This is a genomic window from Kribbella sp. NPDC104218 (genome assembly GCF_055584105.1).
Genome location: NZ_JBVJMQ010000002.1, coordinates 790642 through 813342 on the forward strand (window position 1 = coordinate 790642; position 22701 = coordinate 813342).

Consider the following 22701-nt stretch of genomic DNA (forward strand, 5'->3'; position numbering starts at 1 on the left):
CAGGAGGAACGGTGGCCATCGGAACACGCTCGACCCGTCAGCGCGCAGCGGTTGCGTCCGCGCTCGACACCCTCGACGACTTCCGGACTGCCCAGGAGATCCACGCGCAGTTGCGGACCTCCGGCGAGGCCGTCGGCCTGACCACGGTCTACCGGACACTGCAGGCGCTGGCCGACTCCCGCGAGGTCGACGTCCTGCGGACGGCCGACGGCGAGACGGCGTACCGGCGCTGCTCGAAGGGTCACCACCACCACCTCGTCTGCCGCAACTGCGGCCGCACGGTCGAGGTCGAGGGCCCGGCCGTCGAGCGCTGGGCCGACAAGGTCGCCGCCGAACACGGCTACGCCGACATCAGCCACACCCTCGAGATCTTCGGCACCTGCCAGGAGTGCCAGAACGCGTGACTCCCGAGCTGACGGTCCGGCGTTTCGACGCCGCGGACCGGGAGCTGCTGGAGCGGCTGTATCTGATGTTCCGGCACGACTTGTCGGAGTTCCAGGGTCAGCTGCCGCGGCCGGACGGCACGTACCGCAGCGAATGGCTGGAGTCGGCGCTGACCGGCGATCCGGAGTGGGCGGGCTACGTCTTCCACCTCGGGGAGAACCCGATCGGATACTGCCTGATGCGGGCGCTGCAGCAACCGGTGCACGTGCTGAACAGCTTCTTCGTCGTCCGGCCGGTCCGCCGCAGCGGGCTCGGGCTGCGCGCCGTCCGCGAGGTGCTGGCACACCACCCGGGCCCGTGTGAGGTCGCGTTCCAGGGCAACAACGAGACCGCCGTCCGGTTCTGGCGCCGAGTCGCGACCGCGGTCGCCGGCGACGCCTGGACCGAGGAGCATCGTGCCGTACATGGACGGCCCGATGCCCCGCCGGACATCTGGATCTCGTTCGTTGTCTAGAACATGACGACCGAGCGGAGGACGTCGCCGTGGTGCATCTTGGTGAACGCCGCTTCGACGTCCTCGAGCTGGATGGTCTCGGAGACGAAGCGGTCGAGTGGTAGCCGGCCCTGCAGGTGCAGGTCGATGAGCAGCGGGAAGTCGCGGGTCGGCAGGCAGTCGCCGTACCAGCTGGACTTGAGCGCGCCGCCGCGGCCGAAGAAGTCAAGGAGCGGCATGTCGAGGCGCATGTCCGGCGTGGGGACGCCGACCAGGACGACGGTGCCGGCCAGGTCGCGGGCGTAGAAGGCCTGCTTCCACGTTTCCGGGCGGCCGACGGCGTCGATGACGACGTCCGCGCCGAAACCGCCGGTCAGCTCCTGGACCGCTTCGACGACGCCGTCGTGGTCGAGGTCCTTGGAGTTGATCGCGTGGGTCGCGCCGAGCTCGCGCGCGGTCGTGAGCTTGCGCTCGTCGAGGTCGATCGCGATCACCTTCGCCGCTCCGGCGAGGCGCGCGCCGACGACGGCCGCCGTCCCGACGCCGCCGGAGCCGATCACCGCGACGGTGTCGCCGCGGCCGACATTCCCGGTGTTGATCGCCGCGCCGAGGCCGGCCATCACGCCGCAACCGAGCAGGCCGGCCACCTCGGGCTTCGCCGCCGGATCGACCTTGGTGCACTGACCAGCCGCGACCAGCGTCTTCTCGGCGAACGCGCCGATCCCGAGCGCCGGGCTGAGCTCGGTGCCGTCGGCCAGCGTCATCTTTTGCTTGGCGTTGTGGGTGTTGAAGCAGTACCAGGGCCGGCCGCGCAGGCAGGCGCGGCAACTGCCGCACACGGCGCGCCAGTTCAGGACGACGAAGTCGCCCGGCGCGACGTCGGTGACGCCGTCCCCGACGCTCTCGACGATCCCCGCGGCCTCATGCCCGAGGAGGAACGGGAAGTCGTCGTTGATCCCGCCCTCCCGGTAGTGCAGATCGGTATGACAGACCCCGCACGCCTGGACCTGCACCACCGCCTCGCCCGGCCCAGGATCCGGAATAGTGATCTGCTCGATCGTCACCGGCGCACCCTTGGCCGCCGCCACCACACCACGCACGGTCTGTCCCATGCCCCGACGCTAACCGGATTTTCCCCGTCCCGGCAGTACTTCGCGCGTGGCGGCGTCGGTAACGACAGGACGTAGACATCTACGTACACCCTCCCGGCACGCTCAGCCGACCCGGTACTTGGGCTGGATCAGTCACTACCTCATGTCCTTGGCGTCGTGTCCACCGGTCGGGGGACAGCGAGTCAACCGGGCGGTGCTCCCGCGGGACCGGGGCCGGACGGGAAGGTTGGGGTATGGAAACAGAGACGGCGGTAAGGGTCCGGGGGCTGGTGAAGCGGTATCCGGACAAGGTGGCGGTCGCGGGGGTGGATCTCGACATCTACCGCGGTGAGGTGTTCGCGCTCCTGGGGCCGAACGGGGCCGGGAAGACGACGACCACGGAGATTCTGGAGGGGTATCGCCGGGCCGACGAGGGTGAGATCGACGTCCTGGGCAGCAACCCTGGGCGGGCCGACCGGGAGTGGCGGGCGCGGATCGGGATCGTCTCGCAGACGACCCGGGACGAGCCGGAGCTGACGGTGAGCGAGCTGGTCCGGCACTTCGCGGGCTACTACCCGTCGCCGCGCGACCCGGACGAGGTGATCGCCGCGGTCGGGCTCGAAGACAAGCGCAAGACCCGCAGCCGCAAGCTGTCCGGCGGTCAGCGCCGGCGGCTGGACGTCGCACTGGGCGTGATCGGCAACCCGGAGCTGCTGTTCCTGGACGAGCCGACCACCGGATTCGACCCCGAGGCGCGGCGGCAGTTCTGGACGCTGATCGAGAACCTCCGGACGGCCGGGACGACGATCCTGCTGACCACCCACTACCTCGACGAGGCCGAGCAGCTGGCCGACCGGGTCGGCGTCATCGCCGACGGCCGGATGATCGAGGTCGCGACCCCGGAGACGCTCGGCGGCCGCGGCGCGCGGACCGCCCGGGTGTCCTGGCTGGCGGCGGACGGGATGCGCGAGGTGCGCACGGACACCCCGACGGCCGAGGTCTCCCGACTGCTCGCGGAGTACGGCGGTGAGGTCCCGGAGCTGCAGGTACGGCGGCCGAGCCTGGAAGACATCTACCTGGAACTGATCGGGTCGACCCCGAAGGAACTCGAAGGAGCACTGCGATGACCGCCCTGCCGTCCACGGCCAAGGTGACGCTGGCCCGCACGCAGCTGGAGGTGAAGGAGTTCTTCCGCGAGCGCGAGCAGCTGATCTTCACCTTCTTCTTCCCGATCATCTTCCTCGGCATCTTCTCGGCCGTCTTCAGCAGCACCGACTTCGCCGGCGGCGTCACCGCGGCGACGTACTTCACCCCCGGAATGATTGCCTCCGGCATCTTCCTGACCAGTTTCCAGTCACTCGCGATCACGATCGCGATCGAGCGCGACCAGGACGTCCTGAAACGGTTGCGCGGGACGCCGATGTCACCGCAGTCCTACTTCGCCGGGAAGATCGGGCTGGTCCTGACCACGTCGATCATGCAGTTCGCGTTACTGCTGCTGATCGCCGGGCTGCTGCTCGACGTCAGCATCCCGACCGAGCCGGCCAAATGGCTGAACTTCCTGTGGATCTTCGTTCTCGGGACGGCGTCCGGCTCGGTGCTCGGGATCGCGTTCTCCGTCGTCCCGAAGTCCGGGAAGGCGGCGTCCGCGGTGGTGACGCCGATCGTGTTGCTGCTGCAGTTCATCTCCGGTGTGTACTTCGTCTACAGCAGCCTGCCGGCCTGGATGCGGACCGTCTCGGAGGTCTTCCCGCTGAAATGGCTCGCCCAGGGGATGCGATCGGTCTTCCTGCCGGACGGGTTCGAGGCGGCCGAGCCGGGCGGTTCCTGGCAGCTCGGGACCGGCGCGATCGTGCTCAGCGTCTGGCTGGTCGTCGGGCTCGTGATCGCCCAGCGGGTCTTCCGCTGGACCCGCCGGGACGCCGGCTGATCCTGGGGGTGGAGGAAGATGGTGGTCGTGGAGGCTTCCAGCGAGCGGTCCGAGCAGTTCTGGGCCCGGACACTGATCGGGTGGCACGTCGTCTTCTGGGTGCTGATGGCGATGAACGCCGTGCTCATCCTCGTCTCCACGCTCCCGCCCGGGCAGCGGTACTTCGCGCTCGGCGCAGTGGTCGCGCTGAGTACGGCGTACCAGTTCGTGGGGCGGCCGGCGATCGGCTCGCGGCGGCGGTTCCCGGCGTACGCGTACCGGTTGGTGCTGCTCGCCTGCTTGATGGTGCTGGTCGCGCTGCTGCCGCAGGCGGTCTTCCTGATGTTCATCGCGTCGGCGCAGATCTGGCTGCTGAGCGAGGACATCCGGGAGGGCGCCGGGCTCAGTCTGCTGCTGGTGATCTGCTGCGGGACGGCTCAGCTGTGGAGTGCCGGGTGGGGCTGGGAGGCGTTCTGGGCGATCCTGCCGTGGATGCTGGTCAGCCTGGTGGTCAGTCTGGTGTTCGGGATCTGGATCGAGCGGGTCATCGCGCAGAGCGAGCAGCGGGCGGTTCTGATCGACCAGCTGCACGCCGCGCAGGAAGAGCTGGCCGAGGCCAACCACAGCGCCGGGGTGATGGCCGAGCGGGAGCGGATGGCCCGCGAGATCCACGACACGCTGGCCCAGGGGATGACGAGTATCGTGATGCTCTCGCAGACCGCGGCCGCCGAGTTGTCGCGGGACGGCGCCGGGGTCGCGGCGCGGCTGGCGCAGATCGAGGCGACCGCCCGGGAGAACCTGGCCGAGGCCCGCGCGCTGGTTGCCGCGTTCACCCCAGTTGCGTTGTCGGAGGCAACGTTGACCGAAGTACTGCGGCGGCAGGCCGAGCGGTTCGCCGCCGAGACCGGGGTGAACGTGTCGGTCGCGCTGGATCTGGATGACGCCGAGGTCGCCGTCCTGACGCAGGCGCAGCAGGTCGTGTTGCTGCGGTCGGCTCAGGAGGCGCTGGCGAACGTACGTAAGCATGCGCGGGCCACGCAGGTCCAGATCACTCTCGGGATCACGGACGCCGGGGTCTCGATCGCCGTCCACGACGACGGGACCGGATTCTCGACGGCGGCGCCGTCCCCCGGGTACGGCCTGGCCGCGATGCGCGGGCGGGTCGAGGAGTCCGGCGGGACGGTCCAGGTCTCGAGCTCGCCGGGCCGCGGTACGACGGTGCAGGTCCTCATCCCTACGTCTCAGGAGACTTTGTGATTCGGGTGCTGGTGGTCGACGACCACCCAATCGTGCGATCCGGGTTGATCGGCATGCTGTCCGTGACCGACGACATCACCGTCGTCGGTGAGGCGGGTGACGGGGCCGAGGCGCTCGCGCTGGTCGAGTCGACCACGCCGGACGTCGTCCTGATGGACCTGCGGATGCCGCGGACCGACGGTGTCACGGCGACCGGGGCGATCGTGGCCGGATACCCCGCGACGCGGGTGCTCGTGCTGACGACGTACGACACGGACACCGACATCCTGCACGCGGTCGAGGCCGGCGCCACCGGCTACCTGCTCAAGGACACCCCGCACGCCGAGCTGCTCGACGGCATCCGCGCCGCAGCGCGCGGCGAGACAGTCTTGGCGCCTCCGGTCGCCGCGCGGCTGATGTCCCGGCTGCGGACGCCGTCCGCGGTTTCGGTCCAGCCGTCGCCGCGGGAACTGCAGGTGCTGGCCGCGGTCGCCCGCGGGCTCAGCAACGCCGAGATCGGGCGCGAGCTCTACATCGGCGAAGCCACCGTGAAGACGCACCTGCAGCGCCTCTTCACCAAGCTGGACGTCGACGACCGCACCCGGGCCGTCACCGTCGCGATGGAGCTCGGCCTGCTGCCCAACCCCCGCTCCGGCTGAGTTACTCCGCGGTCCCCTGGGTGACCTCGTTCGGGACGGCGCCGCCGTACCGGCGATCCCGCTGCGCGTAGAGCTCGATCGCCCGCCACAGGTCGCGGCGATCGAAGTCCGGCCAGAGGGTGTCGAGGAACACCATCTCGGCGTACGCGAGCTGCCAGACCAGGAAGTTCGACGTCCGCTGCTCGCCGGACGACCGGACGAACAGATCCACCGGCGGTACCTCGGGGTGGTAAAGGTGCCGCGCGATCGTCTTCTCGGTGATCCGCTCCGGGCTGAGCTTGCCCGCGGCAACCTCGCGGGCGATCGACTTCATCGCGTCCGCGATCTCCGCCTGCCCGCCGTAGTTCACGCAGAACTGCAGCGTGATCACGTCGTTGTCCTTCGTCCGCTCCTGCGCGTACTCCAGCTCGTCGATCACGCTCTTCCACAACCGCGGCCGCCGCCCCGACCACACGACCCGCACGCCCATCGCGTCCAGCTCGTCCCGCCGCCGATGGATCACATCCCGGTTGAACCCCATCAAGAACCGCACCTCCTCCGGAGACCGCGCCCAGTTCTCCGTCGAAAACGCGTACGCCGAGATGTACTTCACCCCGATCTCGATCCCGCCCTTGATCACATCCAGCAGCGAAGCCTCCCCCGCCTTGTGGCCCTCCGTCCGCGCCAGCCCCCGCTGCTTCGCCCACCGCCCGTTCCCATCCATCACGATCGCCACATGCCCAGGCACCAACTCCCTAGGCACCCCCGGCGCCCGAGCCCCACTCGGATGCCCCTCCGGCGCCACCACCGCCCGCTCCCCCACCCGCTCAACCCCACGACCCCGACGAAGACCCAAACGCGACATACCCCAATCCTCCCACCCTCACCGAGGGTGACCACCGACCCGTCACGCCCAGCCGCGACCCCGAACCGATCAGCAGGACCGCGGCTGCGCCGTCCCCTTCACCGCCGGCCCATCGCCGTCCACCAGCACCGGCCGAAGCTCAACAACCCGCAACGGAACCGACCGCGTGAAGTCGAGCGGAATAACCCCATCCCTACCGCCGCCCGCCCAGCGCACATTCCAGTACGCCGTAGCCGAAACCTGATAACTCCCACCCGGCACACACCGCGACGTCGTCCGATACCTGTAACCACAAGTAGGCGACTCCGCAACATCCTTCAAAGCCTTCCCCACCACCTGCGCCTTCGTAAACGGCGTCCCCGCCCCCTTACAGGTAACGGTCTCACCGGCCCCCATCGCCCACTCGATCCGATCCACAGTCCCCGTAGCCGTGATCGTCACCCCACCAAGCGTCGCCGTCTTCGTCTGCGGCCCAGTAGTACTCACCCCAGGATCCGTAACCCACATCCAGATCGGCACATTCACAATGCCTTCCCGCGTCGCACTCTGAACATACGGCGAAACCCCCAGCCGCGGAGCCACAAACACCATCGTCTCCACCACCTGCCGAGCAGCCTCCCCCGGATCCATAGTCGCCGCCTCCCCCGGCTCCCGAATCACCGACTCAAACCGCTCGATCCCATTCGGCCGCCCATCGACGACCCCCAAAATCACCCAACAACTGTAGAACTTCGTCCCGGGCTTGAAAGGACCGTGGTTCACAAGCGACGCAGGCTTGTCCACCGGAGTCAGGTAACACCCCGAAGCCGCATCGAAGAACCCATCCGCCGTCCGGCAAGGCACCTTCTGCCCTTCGAAAACACAACCCGTCGCGCCGTCATTGACCGGCTTCTTGCCGGTGTCTCGGCCCGGCTTCGTCGGCTCTTCGCCGACTTCCAGTCGACAGTCCGCGCTGTACTGATCCTCGTCGCAGCTGGGCCGACCTGGAATCGGATCTGCCGCCGCCGGCAACTGCGCGGTAACACCGAGCAGCAACACCAAGGACGCAACGATCGCCCTCAGCATTTCGCGGCCTGATTCTTGCCTTTGACGACCTTCCAAGAGCCGTCAACCAACTTGAGATCACGATTGTCCAGCCAACGGGTCGGTGCACCTGGCGGTTTGACGCTCTTTCCTGAGTCGTCGAGCAAGTCGGTCTTCGAGGTGTCGCTGCATGCCTGGACTGAAACGTCCACGACCTGTCCACCAACTGGATTCCCGATTTTGACCGCTTTCACCCAAACCAACTGGGCTCTGCCGGTCACCCGAACCTTTCGGCCGCGGTACGTGGCTGCCTGGTTCTGGGAGACCTTCAACTCAAGACCTGATGTGACCTTCGGCAGATCCTTGACGTCGTTCCCGCCACTCCGCACCATCGCGCCAATCACCTCGACGTACTGGCGGTAGGCCGCGACGGCGGCTGCTGAGGCGGCTTCGGCGTCGGACGTGGGGGTGGCCGTGGTTGGGGGCGGGGTGCTGGGGGTGAACGGCGGGGGTTTGGGGTTGTTGCTGCCGCTGCACGCCACGACGGCGGGTGCCAGTAGGACCACGGCCAGGGCCGCTGTGAACCGCCTGAACATCGTGCCTCCGTGACCGTGAGTTACTGAGAGTGTCAGTGTTTCACACGCTCGGTTCCGGTCGGGGAGTTTATCCACAGGGGTTGCAGCTTGTTGCACTTCGGGCGGAGCGGGTCGAGGGCGCCGGGTCGACGGCTGTGGCGTTGGTGGGGTGGGTGAGAGGGATATCCACAGGGCGTTGCGTGGATCTGCTGGGGTGACTCGTGGAGGTCTATCATTTTGTGACTACGGAGAGGTGAAGTTGGTGACAATGCGCAATCGGATGGCGGTGCTGGTGGGTTTGGGGATGATGCTTGGCATGGCTGGTTGTGGCCCCGGGAGTCCTGAGGCCGGTCGTCCGAACACGGAGGTGCCGGTGCCCTCTGATACGCCGACCGGTTCCGGCGCCAGCAGCGCACCGACTGCCGCTCCGACCGTTGCGCCGGAACGTCCGAAAGAGGCGACCGGGCTCACGCTGAGCTCAGCCGACGCGTTCTTCAGGTACTACATCGGCCTTCAGAACTACGCCGCGGCGACCGGTGATACCGATTCGCTGCGGGCTGAAAGCGAAGCGGGGTGCGGTGCCTGCAAGGACTACGCGGACTTTGTCTCGAAGGTCAATGTCGCCAACGGCGGAATCAGTGGCGACTACCAGTTCAACATCAAGTCCATCAACCAACTGACTCTCGGCTCCACGGGACGTGCCGGTGGTAACGCAACGCTGTCCGTCGGCAAGTTCACCACGAAGGAGTCTCCTTCAGCCAAGCCCACGGTCACGCCGGCTGGGGTCTTCACCGGCACGATCGCTCTTTCTGCCAGTGGACAGAACTGGGTGATGTACGAGATGGATCTGGCGGAACAATGATTTCCCTGAGGCGCGCCACTGCCGTCACTGCGGGGGCAGCCATCCTCTGCAGTCCGCTCGTCCTGGTCGTAGCGTTGAACGATGCATCCGCGAGCGGTCACGCAGCTGTCCCACCCCAAGCTCGGTCCTCAGATCCCCCAAGAGTGACTGGCCGCAGGACGCACCTCGGAACGGTGATCAACGGCTCACAGGAGCGCAAGAACCGGCTCCGCGTCAAAGGCCCGAGCGGGCCGACCAAGAAGAGGCCCAATACAACTTCTGCCAATCACACACAGCCCCGCAAGAAGAAGCCCAAGAACGTGGTCATCAACGAACGGGTGCGGCTGAATATTGGGATCTGTGGGCGGATGCAGCCGGATGGGACGGTCCCAGGCCCTGATTGGTGTCAGCCTGTGGTGCGCGAGGAAGGGCGGCGGCCTACGCCGGGGCGGCCCAGTGAGCCGCAGGTGGTGCTGCCGCGGCCGGAGGATGTGACGTGGGAGCAGGTGTTCAGGGAGTCCAAGAATGTGTTGTTCAAGAAGCTGCGGGTGCAGGTTCAGCCTAAGGATCGGACGCTGGTCAACATGGCCACGATCGTCTATACGGAGAAGACCGGTGTTCTGACTTATCTGGTGGAGGTCCTTGGGTTTCCCGTCACTGTGGAAGCCACTCCGTCGCGGTACTTGTGGAGTTTCGGGGATGGTACGACGAAGATCACCTACTCGCCGGGGGCGCCTCACCCGTCGAAGGAGATCACTCACAAGTACTCGAAGCGCGGGAATGTGAGCTTGTCCGTCACAGTCGAGTATGCCGCCAGCTTCCAGGTTGCTGGGCTCGAGCCTCAGTATGTCGGCCCGGTGCCGATCACCGGTCCCTCGACGCCGTTGCTCATTCGTGAGGCCGTGCCGGTGCTTGTCGACCCGCCGCGTTGAATTCCTTGATGCCTGGGCAGGCCTAGCCGCTATTGGGTCAGGTCTAGGTGGGGGAGGGAGCGGAGTTGGTTTTCTTGGTGGTAGGTGAAGAAGGCGGCTATTAGGCCGGTGGCTTCGCGGCGGGTTCGGGGGTCGGCGCGGAGGGCGGTGGGCCAGTCGCCGGTGAGGAGGGCGGCTAGGTGGGCGACTGTGGTGGGGGCGGGCATGGCGGAGGCTGGGGGGCGGCAGGAGGTGCAGACTACGCCGCCGGCGGCGGGGTTGAAGGCTCGGTGGGGGCCTGGTTCGCCGCAGCGGGCGCAGTCGCCGAAGGAGGGGGCGTAGCCGGAGATGGAGAGGGAGCGGAGGAGGAAGGAGTCGAGGACGAGGGCTGGTTCGCGTTCGCCGGTGGAGAGGACTCGGAGGGCTCCGGCGAGGAGTAGGTGGTGTTGGGTGGCCGGCTCTTTTTCTTCGACGACCAGGCGGTCGGAGGTTTCGAGGAGGACGGTGCCGGTGGTGTAGCGGGCGTAGTCGTTGACGATGCCTTCGCCGTAGGCGGCGATTGATTCGGCTTGGGTGACGACGTCGAGGGTGCGGCCGGTGGCCAGCTGGAGATCGACGTGGCTGAAGGGCTCCAGGCGGGCGCCGAAGCGGGACGACGTCCGGCGGACGCCTTTGACCACCGCGCGGACCTTGCCGTTGGCGCGGGTGAGGAGCGTGGCGATGCGGTCCGCTTCACCCAGCTTGTGGGTGCGCAGGACGATCGCCTGATCCCGGTAGAGCGGCACGGGGACAGTGTCTCACCCGGCGCCGACAGTCCCGGTGAGGAGTTGTTCGAGGCTGAGTGGCGGGCGGCCGGCGAGGTCGGCGACGGCGGTCGAGGTGTGGCTGAGCTCGCCGCTGGCGATGGCGGCGTACGACGTCACCCAGCCGGCCACCTCCCAGGCGGGCGCGTCGAAGGACTCGCGGGAGCGGTAGGCCTCGTCGAGCGTCTCGGGCTCGTAGCGGACGGGGCGGCCCCAGGCGGCGGAGAGGACGGCGGCCGCTTCGGCGAGGGTGAACGCGGCCGGGCCGGTGAGGTCGTACGTCGCGCCCGCGTGGCCGTCGGTGGTGAGGACGTGCGCGGCCACCGCGGCGACGTCGTCCCGGGCGACGGCGGCGACCCGGCCGTCACCGGCAGGGCCGCGGATCGCGCCGTCCTCGGCGACGAAGCCGGGGACGAAGTCGAGGTAGAGGTTGTCGCGGAGGAAGGTGAAGTCGACGCCGGCGGCGCGCAGGTGCTGCTCGGTGTGCCAGTGGTCGCGGGCGAAGGTGAAGGTCGCACCGGGGGCGGCGCCGGCGAAGGAGGTGTAGACGATCCGCTGGACGCCGGCCGCGACGGCGGCGTCCACTGTTGCCTTGTGCAAGGAAACCCGGTCGGCGGATTCTGTTGCGCTGAGCAACATCAAGGTGTGGACGCCGTCGAGGGCGTCGAGCAGGGCGGAGTGTTCGCCGTACGCCGCGGTCGCGACTTCGGCGTTCGGGAGGTCGGGCGCGCGGGCGGCGACCCGGACGATCAGGCGCTGGTGGACGCCGTCGCCGGCCAGCAGGTTGGCGATCCGGGAACCGAGCTGGCCGGTCGACCCGGTGACGGCGATCAGGTTGCCGCTCATTTGCCGACCATGTCCATGCCGCCGGGGGCGTAGCGGTCGCCGGCGACCGAGTCGGGCGGGAAGGCGGCGTCCAGGGTGGCGAGCTCTTCGGCGGTGAGCGTGACGTCGAGGGCGGCCAGGTTCTCGGCCAGGTAGGTACGGCGTTTGGTGCCGGGGATCGGGACGACGTCGTTGCCTTGGGCCAGCAACCAGGCGAGGGCGAGCTGGCCGGGGGTGATGCCGCGGGCTGCGGCGAGCTCCTTGACCTTGGCGACCAGGTCGAGGTTGCGCTGGAAGTTCTCGCCGGTGAAGCGCGGCAGGCCCCGGCGGGCGTCGTCCGGCTCGAAGTCGTCCGGCGACTGCAGCTGGCCGGTGAGGAAACCGCGGCCGAGCGGGCTGAACGGAACGAAGCCGATGCCGAGCTCGCGCAGGGTGGGCAGGACGACGGTCTCGGGGTCGCGGGTCCACAGCGACCACTCGCTCTGGACGGCGCTGATCGGGTGGACGGCGTGCGCCGCGCGGACCGTGTCGCCGTTCACCTCGGACAGCCCGAGGTAGCGCACCTTCCCGGCCGCGACCTGCTCGGCCATCGCGCCGACCGTCTCCTCGATCGGCACCTGCGGGTCGCGCCGGTGCAGGTACCAGACGTCGACGTGGTCGGTGTTCAGGCGGCGCAGCGAGGCGTCCAGGGCGGAGGCGGCGTACGCCGGCGTCCCGTTCACCCCGGTCGGCATCGCGGACGAGCCCGGCTGCGCGAGCGGGAACCCGAACTTCGTCGCCAGCACCACCTCGTCACGACGCCCGGCCAGCGCGCGGCCGAGCAGCTCCTCGTTCGCACCCGAGCCGTACACGTCGGCGGTGTCGAGGAACGTGCAACCGGCGTCGATCGCGGCGTGGATCGTGGCGATCGACTCCGCCTCGTCCGACGTCACGCCGTACGACTGCGACATTCCCATACAGCCGAGGCCGAGGCGGGAGACAGTCAGGTCACCGAGCTGGGATTCAGGCATACCCCCGAACCTACCCTGCGCGGGTCCCTCAAGGTGTTCTAGGTGGTGGGGGTTATGTGGTGGGGGTTTAGTTGGATTGTGGTTATGCCTTGGGGGGTTAGGGCTTCGCGGAGGGTTGGTTCGGTCATGCGGAGGTAGGGGTGGTGGGGGTGGGTGGCGGCTTGGAGGTGGGCGGCGGTGGTGAAGGCGATGCCTACGGGGTGGCCGGAGGGGAGGTGGCCGGTTTGGAGGGTGCAGGCGAGGCCGTCGCGGGTGGTGTGGACGGGGATGTACCAGGAGGGGGTCACGGTTACGACGGTAGGGCGGAAATGGTTGTGGGGCAGCGTTTCTTGCGGGGTTCTCACACGGTGAGGTGGGTGGGGGTGGTGGGCGGGCCGGTGCGGAGGAGGTCGGCGAGGAGGGCCGGGAGGTTGCGGGGGGCGAAGTCGCCTTGGTGGGCGGCGAGCTCGTCCTGGGTCCACCAGCGGAGTTCGTGGACGTTCTCGGCGGCGAGTTCGGCGGGGGTGAGGGTGCCGGCCGGGGTGAAGGCGTCGGTGCGGAGGAGGAAGTAGTCGTTGATGACGCCGTCGTAACCGGTGGCGTGGCCTTCGGCAACCACCTCCTGGTGCCAGAGGTGCGGGACGCCGTCCGGGACGGCGAGGCCGATCTCCTCGGCGAGCTCGCGGCGCAGGCCGTCCAGAAGCGTTTCGGACGCTTCCAGACCGCCGCCGGGAGTGGCCCAGAGCGGGCCGGAGTCGAACTCGAAGCGGACCAGCAGGATGCGGTCGGCGGGGTCGAGGACGACGGCGCGGGCGGCGGGGCGGAGTTTGGGGTAGGTGAGCTCGAGCTCGCGGCTCTGTTCGACCGAGCGGAAGCCGAAGCGGGCGTTGACCTTCTGCATCGGGCCGTTGGAGAGCGCCGTCCAGGTGTGCAGGTAGCGCTGGCCGGCGCGGTGTGCGGCGAGCTGTTCGAGGTTGGCGAGTTTGAGGTGTGTGCCGAGGTTGTGCCCGCGGTGGTCGCGGAGGACGAGCGTGTCGTCCTGCTGGACGTGGTCCGGATTCGACTTCGGGACGTAGATCAGCGTGTACCCGGCCGGCTCGCCCGCGTCGGTGTGCGCCATCGTCACCAGCGCGAGGTAGTTGCGGTCGATCCGCTGCTCCCCCGCCGCGAGTTTCTCGATCGTCCACGGCACCAGCTCGCGCGTCATCCCGCCGATCGGTACGTCGTTGTCCATCGCCGTGTGCAGATCGGCGTACGACTGCTGGTGCTCCGGCGGGCAGATCCCCGCCCACGACGTCAGCGTGTACCCCTTCAACGGCCCCGCCGTCGACCGCAGCTCCTCCATCCGGAGCTCGTCGTACGGCAGCGGGACGACGAGGTGATCCTCGACGTGCTCGACGGCGAACCCGAGCCGCTCGGCGAACACCGCGCCCGGCCACGGCTCCGACGGGACGCCGAGCTCGGTCTGGAAGATCGTCCGCCCGAGCTGCGCCGCCCGCGTCACGGCCCACTGCCACAACGCCGTCCCGATCCCCCGGCGCCGGTGCTCCGGCGGGACGTCGATCTCGACCTCGACCGTGTCCAGGTTGTCGCTCAGCCGGTACTCGAACAGCAGCGCGCCGAGTACCCGCTCGTCCTCGAAGGCGGCGATCGCGAGCCGGCGCTTCAACGGCGACGGGTTGCGCAGCGAGTACGCGAGCGACTCCCGGGTCTCGAGCAGCGCGGCCTCGCGCCCGGACGCCGCGCCGGACGACAGCGCGTCGTACCACTGGTCGAACAGGACGAGGTCGGCCGGGTCGATCTCACGAATCTCGATCACCCGGCCGACCCAATCAAAACATCAGGTCAACCGCCAAACCATTAACTCAGGCCGACCCGACAACTCAGGCCGGCGCGACCTTGCCCTGGTACATGCCCATGATCACGAAGTTGTCGGCGTACGGCGCGTTCTTCAGCAGCGGGTCGTTGTCGGCCGGGAACTTGGCCACCCGCTTGCCCTCCAGCGCCGGGTTGTTCCCGTACCGCTCCCACAGCGGGATGATCGGCAGCAGCTCGTTGAACGCCAGCGCCGCGGCGGTCACGTTCTTCTTCTGCTCGTCGACGTTCAGGCCCTGCGCGGACTTGTCCACCACGGCCTTCAGGTCGATGTCGCCGGCCGACGTCTTCTGCTTGAGCGGGAAGTTCATCCCCTTGCCGCCCTGGTTGGCCGCCGTCACGTAGTTGAACGTGTAGAGGTCCTGGACGAACGAGAAGTACGGGTGCGGGTGCGACGACGCGCCCCAGCTCTGGATCGCCAGGTCGAACTTGCCGGCCAGGACGTCGGGGTTCAGCTGGGTGAAGGTGATACCGCGCTTGGTGATGTTGAACCCGAACTTGGTCAGCTGGTCGGCCGCGTTGGTGGCGGCCGGGTTCCAGTCGGCGAACTCGGTCGGGAACTTGATGTCGTACGCCGCGGCCTTGCCGGCCGGCGTCTGCCACTTGTCGCCGGACTTCTTCCAGCCCGCCTCGGTGAGCAGCTGGGTGGCCTTGTCGAAGTTCTTCTCGTACGCCTGCAGCTTCTGCTGGTCGGCGTCGGAGATCCAGTCCGGGACGGCCTGGTCGGAGAACCCGGCCATGAACTTGCACGCCTTGCCGGACTCGCCGAGCGCGACCGTGCCGTTCTCGTTGCGGTCCAGGATGTAGGCGATCGCCTGCCGGACGCGGACGTCGGCGAACTCCGGCCGGGTCGTGTAGTTGAAGACCAGCGCCGGGCCGGAGTACACCGGCGGCCGCAGGATCCGGAAGCCGTTCTGCTCGAAGGTCTTCTCACTGGCCACCGCGAACCCGTGGGTCGCGTAGTCGACGTCCTTGTTCATCACCGTCGGCGTGATGTCGGAGGTCTCGCCGTTGTAGAGCACGATCTTGGTGAAGCCGACCTTGTCGGCGAACAGGCCCTTGTCGTTGCGCACCAGCGACATCTGGGCGTTCGTCATCGACTTGGGGTCGTAGTTGAACGGGCCGGACACGATCGGGTTCTCCGGGCGGAACTTCTGGAAGTCCGCGTTGATCGTCTTGCCCTCGCCCTCGTCCAGGCTGCCCTTGGCCTTCCGGACGGTCTCGGCCTTGGTCGCCCACTCGCCGTAGACGGCGGCCGGCAGGATCGGCGCGCGCAGGATGTAGCGCTCCAGCACGGTGGACGGCGTCCCGATCTGGAAGACGACCGTCGTGTCGTCCGGCGCGGACATGTCGGACAGGAACGTCCACGACTGCTGGCGCATCAGCCAGTGCAGGTTGAAGGTCGCGACGACGTCCTTGCTGGTCACCGGCGAGCCGTCGCTCCAGGTCAGGCCGGACTTCAGCTTCAGCGTGTACGTACTGGCCTTCTCGTCCAGGGTCCCGGACTCGGCCATCATGTATTCCCACTTCTTGTCCGCCCAGTAGTACAACCCGCCGCTCGGGTAGATCAGGTCGAGGTACGGGCTGGACTGCTGGACGCCGTCGAGGACGCCGGCGGCCAGGTTGAAGTGTCCCTTTGGGGGCAGCTGGAACGGGTAGGCGCCGTGGAACTCCTTGGCCGCACCGCCGTCGTTGCCCTGGGCATTGGGTTTGCTGGGTGAACAAGCGGCCGCACCGATGCTGGTCGCGCCGATACCGGCGATACCGAACAACTGGAGCACATGCCGGCGGGAGACGGCGTTGGTCCGGGCCCGTGCCCCGGACTCGTTGTTACCGGTGGGACTCATCCTCGGTCCTTTCCTGAGCTGGCCACGCGGTTCCGCGAGGTCAGTCCTGCGGGGTGTCTACTGACCTTCTTCTCGCTTCGCCCGCCGCCGGGACCAGAGCACCCCGGCGACGACGAGCAGGCCCAGGAACAGGCCCAAACACATCGTGAAAACGGTGACGACGAACTGCGGCGTCCCCGGCGTGAGCGTGAGCAGCAGGAGTCCGCTGGCCAGGACCAAGAAGGCCGCCCAGCCGAACGCCATCCGTCCCAGCTCCGGCGGCATCAGCCCTCCGGCCCCTCGACGCCGTCCCGCGCGACCACGTGACAGGCCGCGGACTGCCCGGCGCGGACGCCGACCAGCTCGGGCACCGCGCCGTCGCACAGCCCGGGCTCGAACCGCCCGCAGCGCGGATGGAACGCGCAGCCGGACGGCAAGTGCGCCAGGCTCGGGATCTCCAGGCTGCGCAGCGATCCGGCGGACTTCGTCCGGGTCAGGTCCGGATCCGGCTCGGGGATCGCCTCGATCAGCGCGCGGGTGTACGGATGGGTCGGCGCGTTGATGATCTTCGGCGTCGGCCCGAACTCGACGATCCGGCCGAGGTACATGACGGCGGTCTTCCCGCGCCAGCCGAAGTACTTGGCGATCGCCAGGTCGTGGGTGATGAACAGGAACCCGACGCCGAGCTCGTCGCGGAGCCGGCCGAGCATCGCCAGCACGCTGATCCGGATCGACACGTCGAGCATCGAGGTCGACTCGTCGGCGATGATCAGCTTCGGGTCCAGGGTGAGCGCCCGCGCGACCGCGACGCGCTGCCGCTGGCCGCCAGACAGCTGGTGCGGGTATTTGGCCAGGTAGTTCTCCGGCGGGGTCAGATCGACCTTGACGAGCAGCTCGGCCGCGCGTTCGGCCGCGGCCTTCGCGCCCTTCACGACACCGTGTTTGAGCAGCGGCGCGGTGAGCGTCTGCTGGATGGTCCGGGTCGGGTTCAGCGAGGCGTACGGGTCCTGGTGGACGTACTGGACGGAACGCCGGAAGGTGCTGAAGTCGTTCTTCTTCAGCGACCAGATGTCGGTGCCGTCGTACTTCACCTGGCCGCCGCTCGGCCGCGTCAGGCCGGCCGCCATCCGCGCCGCGGTCGTCTTCCCCGAGCCGCTCTCCCCCACCAGGCAGAGCACCTCGCCGGGGTTGACGGTCAGGTCGGCGTGGTCGACTGCGCGGATCGGGCCGGCTTTGGTGTCGAACACCTGGCTGACGCCGTCCAGCGTCATCAGCGGGCGCGCGGTCTCCTCCGGGACGGCGGCCGCGCTCACGACGCGCTCCGATCGAGGTGGACGTCGGCGGAGTGGATACAGGCGACGTCGTGATTGTCGCCGGGTTCGTCGGTGATCGGGATCAACGGCGGCTCCGCCTCCTGACACTCGTCGGTCGCGAACTTGCAGCGCGGATGGAACGAGCAGCCGGCCGGTAGCGCGGCCAGGCTCGGCGGACCGCCCGGGATCGACTCCAGGTCGGGCAGATCGCCGACGATCGGCGGAACGGCCTTGATCAGGCCGAGCGTGTACGGATGCCGCGGCCGGTAGAAGAGGTCCCGGACGCCGCCGGTCTCGATGATGCGACCGGCGTACATGGTGGCGACCCGGTCGGCCAGCTCGGCGGCCAGCGACAGGTCGTGCGAGATGAAGATCATCGAGAAGCCGAGCCGCTCCCGCACCTCGTGCAGGACGTCGACGACCGAGCGCTGGGTGAGGATGTCGAGCGCGGTGGTCGGCTCGTCCAGGATCAGTACCTCGGGCTCCAGGAGCAGGCTCATCGCGATCAGCACCCGCTGCCGCATGCCGCCGGACAGCTCGTGCGGGTAGGAGTCCATCACCCGCTCGGGTTCGAGCCGGACCAGCCGCAGCAGCTCGGCCGCGCGCTCCTCGATCTCCTGCTTGGTCGCCTTGGTGTGCGCCCGCATCGTGTCGTGCATGTGGCCGCGGATCTTCAGCACCGGGTTGAAGGCGTTCATCGCGCCCTGGAACACCATCGCGGCGTCCCGCCAGCGGAACTTGCGCAGATCGCGCCCGTCCAGCCCGAGGACGTCGATCTCGGTACCGTCGCCGCGGTTGAAGATCACCTTGCCGCTCGCGTGCCCAAGCCGCGGCAGCAGCCGCAGCAGCCCGAGCCCGAACGTCGTCTTACCGCAGCCGCTCTCGCCGACCAGGGCCAGACTCTCGCCCGGGTACAGATCGAGGTCGACGCCTCGCACGGCCTGGACGACGGTGCCGGCACCCGTCCGGTACTCGACCTTGAAGTCGCGGACGGACAGCAGAGGTTTGCCCTGGCCGCCGCGGACGGCGCGCGCGGCGCCGGGGGAAGTCGTCGTCATGCCGGTCACCGGTCCCTGAGGCGCGGGTTGAGGATCTCTTCGAGCGACCGGGTCATCATCACCAGGCCGAGCAGCAACAGGACGATCGCGATCACCGGGCTGAGGATGAAACCCAGACTGGCGTCGTTGAAGATCGCCCCGGCGATCCAGGCCCGGTTGAGCATGATCCCCCAGTTGGATCCGGTCAGCGGCGCGAGTCCGAGCAGGTAGAGCCCGACGAGTGAGTAGATCGCGTTGGTGACGCCGATCATGAAGTTCATCAGGATGAAGCTGGCCATATTCGGCAGGATCTCGACGAACACCACCCGCGCGGTGCCGAGGTCGAGTAATCGGGCCGCTTCGACGAACTCGCGTTCCTTCAGCGACAGCACCTGCGAGCGCACCGCCCGGGTCAGCACCGGCCAGGACAGCCCGCCGACCAGCACGGCCAGCAGGAACGGCGAGTCCAGCTTGAACAACGCGCCGAGGACGGCGAGCAACACGATCTGCGGGACGGTCAGGACGACGTCCGCCGCGGTCACCACCGCCGAGTCGACCCAGCCGCCGAGGTAGGCGGCCAGCGAGCCGAGCACGATCGCCAGCGCGGTCGAGATCGCCGCGGCCAGGAACCCGATGAAGATGACGGACCGGCCGCCGTCGATCATCTGGATCAGGACGTCCTTGCCCTCGTTGTCGGTACCGAGCAGATGCCCGGGCGACCCGAAGGGCAGCAGGATCTCCTGGACGTTCGGCTCGACGGTCGGCGTGAAGAACGGGCCGATCGCGGTCACCACGACCAGGAACGCCACGATCAGGAAGCCGATGAACCCGGCCGGGCTGCGGCGCAGCGCGCTCAGGATGCCGGCGAACCGGGAGACGCCCGTCGTACCGATCGCGGCGACGGCGCCAGAGGTCACGGTCTCGGTGGCCATCGCGTTACCCCTTGGCCTTCCCGCCGACCCGGATCCGCGGATCCAGGCGGCTGTACAGGACGTCGGCGAGCAGGTTCGCGACCACGACCGAGATCGTCACGACCAGGAAAATGCCTTGCAGGACTGGATAGTCTCTTCCTGAGACCGCGTTGTAGAGGCTGTAGCCGATGCCCTGATAGCCGAAGATCTTCTCGACGAAGATGGAGCCGCCGACGACGAACCCGAGGGAAACGGCCAGCTGGCTGAACAACGGCAGCACGGCGTTCCGCCCGACGTACCCGGCGCGGATCCGGTTGTCGGTCAGACCGCGGGCGCGGGCGACCGTCACGTAGTCCTCGCCGAGGGTCTCGACCGTCGACGACTTCATCACCAGCGCCCAGGAGCCGACCGTGGTCAGCAGGTAGGCGAGGATCGGCAGCATCGCGTGGTACAGGATGTCGTTCAGGAAGTAGAGACTGAACGACGGCTCGACGCCGGGCGTATAGGAGCCGCGCGCTTCGGTCAGGTTGAAGACCTGCAGTTTCACGCCGAGGAAGACCACGATCAGGATCGCCACGATGTAGTTCGGGATCGCGTGCAGCAGCGAGCCGACCGACGTGAGCAGATGGTCGATCCAGCTCTCCCGGCGGTAGGCCATGATCATGCCGGCGACGATGCCGATGACGAAGCTGAGGATCTGCGCGATCCCGACCGAGAACAGCGTCCAGGGCAGGTAGGTCTGGATCACCTGCGCGACCGTCGTTCCCGGCGACAGCAGCGACGTCCCGAAGTCACCCTGCAGCAGATTCGCCATGTACTGCAGGTATTGCAGGATCAGCGGCTCGTCCGGGTCCAGCGAGAACAGGTTCTTGGCCTGGGCCGCGGCGTCGGCGTACGAGATACCGGTCTGCGCGATCTGCGTCTGGATGTAGGTGTCGACCGGGTTGCCCGGTAACAGGCGGACCAGGAAGAACGTCAGAGTCGAGACCAGGAAGACGGTCAGGACGGCTTTGGCCAATCTGCGGACCAGCCAGGCGCTCAGGAAGCGGCGCGCCGCCGAGGGTCTCGGTTCGTCCGCGGGCCCTTCGATCAGCTGCTGGGCAGGGGGATCGACCGCACCGCTCACTGCTCACCTCCATCGAGGACCGCCGACGAGCCGTGTGCACCTAATGCATGATCTCTTGCATTGATCTGCGCACAGTGGCGCTAGTTTGCGCAGACTCAGGCATCAAGTCAACGGTTTCAGAGGTTCGGAAGTCAGAGACACCGAATTGTGAGCAGACGATCGCGCTGTGCAGTGATCTTGCCACGGTGTGTGCTGGATCACGTCGGACCGCAACAAAAACGTCGCCCGCCACACCTACCGGTGACGGGCGACGCTTGATAACCGAGTGGTCTAGCGGATGGCGCGGTTGATCGCCGAGACGACCGCCTTCAGCGACGCGGTCAGAATGTTCGCGTCGCGGCCGACGCCCCAGTAGACCTCGTCCCCGACCTCGCACTCGACGTACGCCGCGGCCAGGGCGTCGCCGCCGGCCGAGAGCGCGTGCTCGTGGTAGTCCAGCACGCGGACGTCGTACTTCAGCGGCTTGATCGCGTCGACGAACGCCGAGACCGGGCCGTTGCCCTCACCGGTCAGCTCGTGCGGAACGCCGTTGGAATAGACCTGAACGCGGAGCTGGTCGCTGACGCCCTCACCGGACGACGAGTTCACGGTCAGCAGCGACAGCTTGCCCGGGGCCAGGTACTCGGTCGCGAAGATGTCCCACATCTGCTGCGGGCCGACCTCGCCGCCCGCGGCGTCGGTGTGCTGCTGGATCACGCGGCTGAACTCGATCTGCAGCCGGCGCGGCAGGTCGAGCCGGTGCTCGGACTTCATGATGTAGGCGACGCCGCCCTTACCGGACTGCGAGTTGACCCGGATGACCGCCTCGTACGAGCGGCCGACGTCCTTCGGGTCGATCGGCAGGTACGGCGCCTCCCAGGCGATGTCGCCGACCGGACGGCCCTCCGCCGCGGCCTGCTTGTCCAGCGCCTCCAGGCCCTTCTTGATCGCGTCCTGGTGCGAGCCGGAGAAGGCGGTGTAGACCAGGTCACCGGCGTACGGCTGGCGCTCCGGGACGCGCATCTGCGTGCAGTACTCGACCGTACGGCGGATCTCGTCGATGTCGGAGAAGTCGATCTGCGGGTCGATGCCCTGGCTGAACAGGTTCATCCCCAGCGTCACCAGGTCGACGTTGCCGGTCCGCTCGCCGTGGCCGAACAGGCAGCCCTCGACCCGGTCGCCGCCGGCCATCAGGGCCAGCTCGGTGGCGGCGACCGCCGTCCCGCGGTCGTTGTGCGGGTGCAGGCTGATCGTGCTGAACTCGCGCCGGGTCAGATTGCGGCCGAACCACTCGATCTGGTCGGCGTACACGTTCGGCGTCGACATCTCGACGGTGGCCGGCAGGTTCAGGATGATCTCGCGACCGGCCGCCGGCTGCCACTGGTCGCTGACCGCCTCGCAGACCTCGAGCGCGAACTCCAGCTCGGTGCCGGTGAAGATCTCCGGGCTGTACTGGTAGCCGAACTCGCAGTCGCCCAGCATGTCGTCGGCGTACTTCATCACCGTCTCGGTCCCGCGGACGGCGATGTTCAGGCACTCGGCCTTGTCGACGTTGAACACGACCCGGCGGAACAGCGGCGCGGTCGCGTTGTAGAGGTGGATGGTCGCCTTCGGCGAACCCTGCAGCGACTGCACCGTCCGCTCGATCAGCTCGTCACGGGCCTGCGTCAGCACCGAGATCGTGACGTCGTCCGGGATCGCGTCGCCCTCGATCAGGCTGCGGACGAAGTCGAAGTCGTACTGGCTGGCACTCGGGAAACCGACCTCGATCTCCTTGTAGCCCATCTTCACCAGCAGATCGAACATCCGCCGCTTGCGGGCCGGCGACATCGGCTCGACCAGCGCCTGGTTCCCGTCGCGGAGGTCGGTGGACAGCCAGCGCGGCGTCTTGTCGACCGACTTGGCCGGCCACGTCCGGTCCGGCAGGGCGATCGGCGGGAACGCGCTGTAACGATGGATCGGCATACCGGACGGCTGCTGTACAGGCTGGGGCTGGTTCTGCGGTGCCACGAGAGGTTCTCCTCGGAAGATATGCGGAAGTCGCTGGCCGA

General features: G+C 68.1%; 24 protein-coding genes. 8 read left to right on the plus strand and 16 right to left on the minus strand.

Annotation, left to right across the window (positions count from 1 at the left end; genetic code table 11):
• Nucleotides 1-11: 11 nt before the first annotated feature.
• Nucleotides 12-404: a Fur family transcriptional regulator gene (locus ACZ6ZD_RS19610; protein ID WP_465674006.1), complete on the plus strand. Its 393-nt coding sequence runs from the start codon at nt 12-14 to the stop codon at nt 402-404.
• A complete protein-coding gene (locus ACZ6ZD_RS19615) occupies nt 401-898 on the plus strand; it encodes a GNAT family N-acetyltransferase (protein ID WP_465674008.1) in 498 nt (165 codons plus the stop codon). The genes ACZ6ZD_RS19610 and ACZ6ZD_RS19615 overlap by 4 nt, the downstream gene beginning before the upstream one ends.
• On the opposite strand, the gene ACZ6ZD_RS19620 is transcribed toward ACZ6ZD_RS19615, so the two are convergent.
• Nucleotides 895-1989, minus strand: a complete 1095-nt coding sequence (locus ACZ6ZD_RS19620; protein ID WP_465674010.1) for an S-(hydroxymethyl)mycothiol dehydrogenase — start codon at nt 1987-1989, stop codon at nt 895-897. The two genes, ACZ6ZD_RS19615 and ACZ6ZD_RS19620, sit on opposite strands and share 4 nt — an antisense overlap.
• A 233-nt stretch (nt 1990-2222) precedes the next feature.
• Here ACZ6ZD_RS19620 and ACZ6ZD_RS19625 point away from each other — a divergent pair, with 233 nt between their 5' ends.
• Genes ACZ6ZD_RS19625 through ACZ6ZD_RS19640 form a run of 4 tightly spaced genes read left to right on the plus strand, consistent with a single transcriptional unit; the run spans nt 2223 to nt 5772 of the window.
• Entirely contained in the window at nt 2223-3095 is an 873-nt protein-coding gene (locus ACZ6ZD_RS19625; RefSeq protein WP_465674012.1) for an ABC transporter ATP-binding protein, read from the plus strand.
• Nucleotides 3092-3898, plus strand: a complete 807-nt coding sequence (locus ACZ6ZD_RS19630; RefSeq protein ID WP_465674013.1) for an ABC transporter permease — start codon at nt 3092-3094, stop codon at nt 3896-3898. Before ACZ6ZD_RS19625 ends, ACZ6ZD_RS19630 begins: the two co-directional genes overlap by 4 nt.
• 18 nt (nt 3899-3916) lie before the next feature.
• Nucleotides 3917-5134, plus strand: coding sequence for a sensor histidine kinase (locus tag ACZ6ZD_RS19635; protein ID WP_465674014.1), 1218 nt, complete (start codon nt 3917-3919; stop codon nt 5132-5134).
• Nucleotides 5131-5772: a response regulator gene (locus tag ACZ6ZD_RS19640; protein ID WP_465674015.1), complete on the plus strand. Its 642-nt coding sequence runs from the start codon at nt 5131-5133 to the stop codon at nt 5770-5772. Before ACZ6ZD_RS19635 ends, ACZ6ZD_RS19640 begins: the two co-directional genes overlap by 4 nt.
• Nucleotide 5773: 1 nt before the next feature.
• Here ACZ6ZD_RS19640 and ACZ6ZD_RS19645 read toward each other — a convergent pair whose 3' ends face one another.
• The 3 genes from ACZ6ZD_RS19645 to ACZ6ZD_RS19655 all read right to left on the minus strand — a co-directional run bounded on the left by ACZ6ZD_RS19645 (nt 5774) and on the right by ACZ6ZD_RS19655 (nt 8235).
• Entirely contained in the window at nt 5774-6616 is an 843-nt protein-coding gene (locus tag ACZ6ZD_RS19645) for an isoprenyl transferase (protein ID WP_465674017.1), read from the minus strand.
• Nucleotides 6617-6685: 69 nt separating this feature from the next.
• Entirely contained in the window at nt 6686-7681 is a 996-nt protein-coding gene (locus ACZ6ZD_RS19650) for a hypothetical protein (protein WP_465674019.1), read from the minus strand.
• Nucleotides 7675-8235: a hypothetical protein gene (locus tag ACZ6ZD_RS19655; protein WP_465674020.1), complete on the minus strand. Its 561-nt coding sequence runs from the start codon at nt 8233-8235 to the stop codon at nt 7675-7677. Before ACZ6ZD_RS19655 ends, ACZ6ZD_RS19650 begins: the two co-directional genes overlap by 7 nt.
• Before the next feature lie 259 nt (nt 8236-8494).
• On the opposite strand from ACZ6ZD_RS19655, the gene ACZ6ZD_RS19660 reads away from it, so the two are divergent.
• Nucleotides 8495-9076 carry a DUF6318 family protein gene (locus tag ACZ6ZD_RS19660; RefSeq protein ID WP_465674022.1) on the plus strand — a complete coding sequence of 194 codons (582 nt, stop codon included), beginning with the start codon at nt 8495-8497 and terminating at the stop codon, nt 9074-9076.
• Between the two features lie 173 nt (nt 9077-9249).
• Nucleotides 9250-9987 carry a PKD domain-containing protein gene (locus ACZ6ZD_RS19665; RefSeq protein ID WP_465674024.1) on the plus strand — a complete coding sequence of 246 codons (738 nt, stop codon included), beginning with the start codon at nt 9250-9252 and terminating at the stop codon, nt 9985-9987.
• 29 nt (nt 9988-10016) lie between these two features.
• Here the strand turns inward: ACZ6ZD_RS19665 and recO are convergent, their stop codons facing one another.
• The 12 genes from recO to leuA form a co-directional block, all read right to left on the minus strand.
• A complete protein-coding gene (gene recO, locus ACZ6ZD_RS19670; RefSeq protein ID WP_465674025.1) occupies nt 10017-10751 on the minus strand; it encodes a DNA repair protein RecO in 735 nt (244 codons plus the stop codon).
• A gap of 12 nt (nt 10752-10763) precedes the next feature.
• The gene (locus ACZ6ZD_RS19675) at nt 10764-11615 is read right to left on the minus strand and encodes an NmrA family NAD(P)-binding protein (RefSeq protein ID WP_465674027.1); all 852 of its coding nucleotides are present in this window, start codon (nt 11613-11615) and stop codon (nt 10764-10766) included.
• A complete protein-coding gene (locus ACZ6ZD_RS19680) occupies nt 11612-12604 on the minus strand; it encodes an aldo/keto reductase (RefSeq protein WP_465674029.1) in 993 nt (330 codons plus the stop codon). The genes ACZ6ZD_RS19675 and ACZ6ZD_RS19680 overlap by 4 nt, the downstream gene beginning before the upstream one ends.
• A gap of 38 nt (nt 12605-12642) precedes the next feature.
• Nucleotides 12643-12891: an SAV_915 family protein gene (locus ACZ6ZD_RS19685; RefSeq protein ID WP_465674031.1), complete on the minus strand. Its 249-nt coding sequence runs from the start codon at nt 12889-12891 to the stop codon at nt 12643-12645.
• Nucleotides 12892-12944: 53 nt separating this feature from the next.
• Nucleotides 12945-14402: a GNAT family N-acetyltransferase gene (locus ACZ6ZD_RS19690; protein ID WP_465674033.1), complete on the minus strand. Its 1458-nt coding sequence runs from the start codon at nt 14400-14402 to the stop codon at nt 12945-12947.
• Between the two features lie 64 nt (nt 14403-14466).
• Nucleotides 14467-16305 (minus strand): ABC transporter substrate-binding protein, encoded by a 1839-nt coding sequence (locus ACZ6ZD_RS19695; RefSeq protein WP_465674035.1) that lies wholly within the window; start codon nt 16303-16305, stop codon nt 14467-14469.
• A 57-nt stretch (nt 16306-16362) separates the two neighbouring features.
• Nucleotides 16363-16569 (minus strand): hypothetical protein, encoded by a 207-nt coding sequence (locus tag ACZ6ZD_RS19700; protein ID WP_465674037.1) that lies wholly within the window; start codon nt 16567-16569, stop codon nt 16363-16365.
• The gene (locus tag ACZ6ZD_RS19705; RefSeq protein WP_465674039.1) at nt 16569-17597 is read right to left on the minus strand and encodes an ABC transporter ATP-binding protein; all 1029 of its coding nucleotides are present in this window, start codon (nt 17595-17597) and stop codon (nt 16569-16571) included. The genes ACZ6ZD_RS19700 and ACZ6ZD_RS19705 overlap by 1 nt, the downstream gene beginning before the upstream one ends.
• Nucleotides 17594-18655 carry an ABC transporter ATP-binding protein gene (locus ACZ6ZD_RS19710; RefSeq protein WP_465674041.1) on the minus strand — a complete coding sequence of 354 codons (1062 nt, stop codon included), beginning with the start codon at nt 18653-18655 and terminating at the stop codon, nt 17594-17596. Before ACZ6ZD_RS19710 ends, ACZ6ZD_RS19705 begins: the two co-directional genes overlap by 4 nt.
• A gap of 5 nt (nt 18656-18660) precedes the next feature.
• Nucleotides 18661-19566 (minus strand): ABC transporter permease, encoded by a 906-nt coding sequence (locus ACZ6ZD_RS19715; RefSeq protein WP_465674043.1) that lies wholly within the window; start codon nt 19564-19566, stop codon nt 18661-18663.
• Between the two features lie 4 nt (nt 19567-19570).
• Nucleotides 19571-20671, minus strand: coding sequence for an ABC transporter permease (locus tag ACZ6ZD_RS19720; RefSeq protein ID WP_465674045.1), 1101 nt, complete (start codon nt 20669-20671; stop codon nt 19571-19573).
• 270 nt (nt 20672-20941) lie between these two features.
• On the minus strand, nt 20942-22615 hold the full coding sequence (gene leuA, locus ACZ6ZD_RS19725) for a 2-isopropylmalate synthase (protein ID WP_465674047.1): 1674 nt from the start codon (nt 22613-22615) through the stop codon (nt 20942-20944).
• Nucleotides 22616-22701 lie beyond the last annotated feature (86 nt).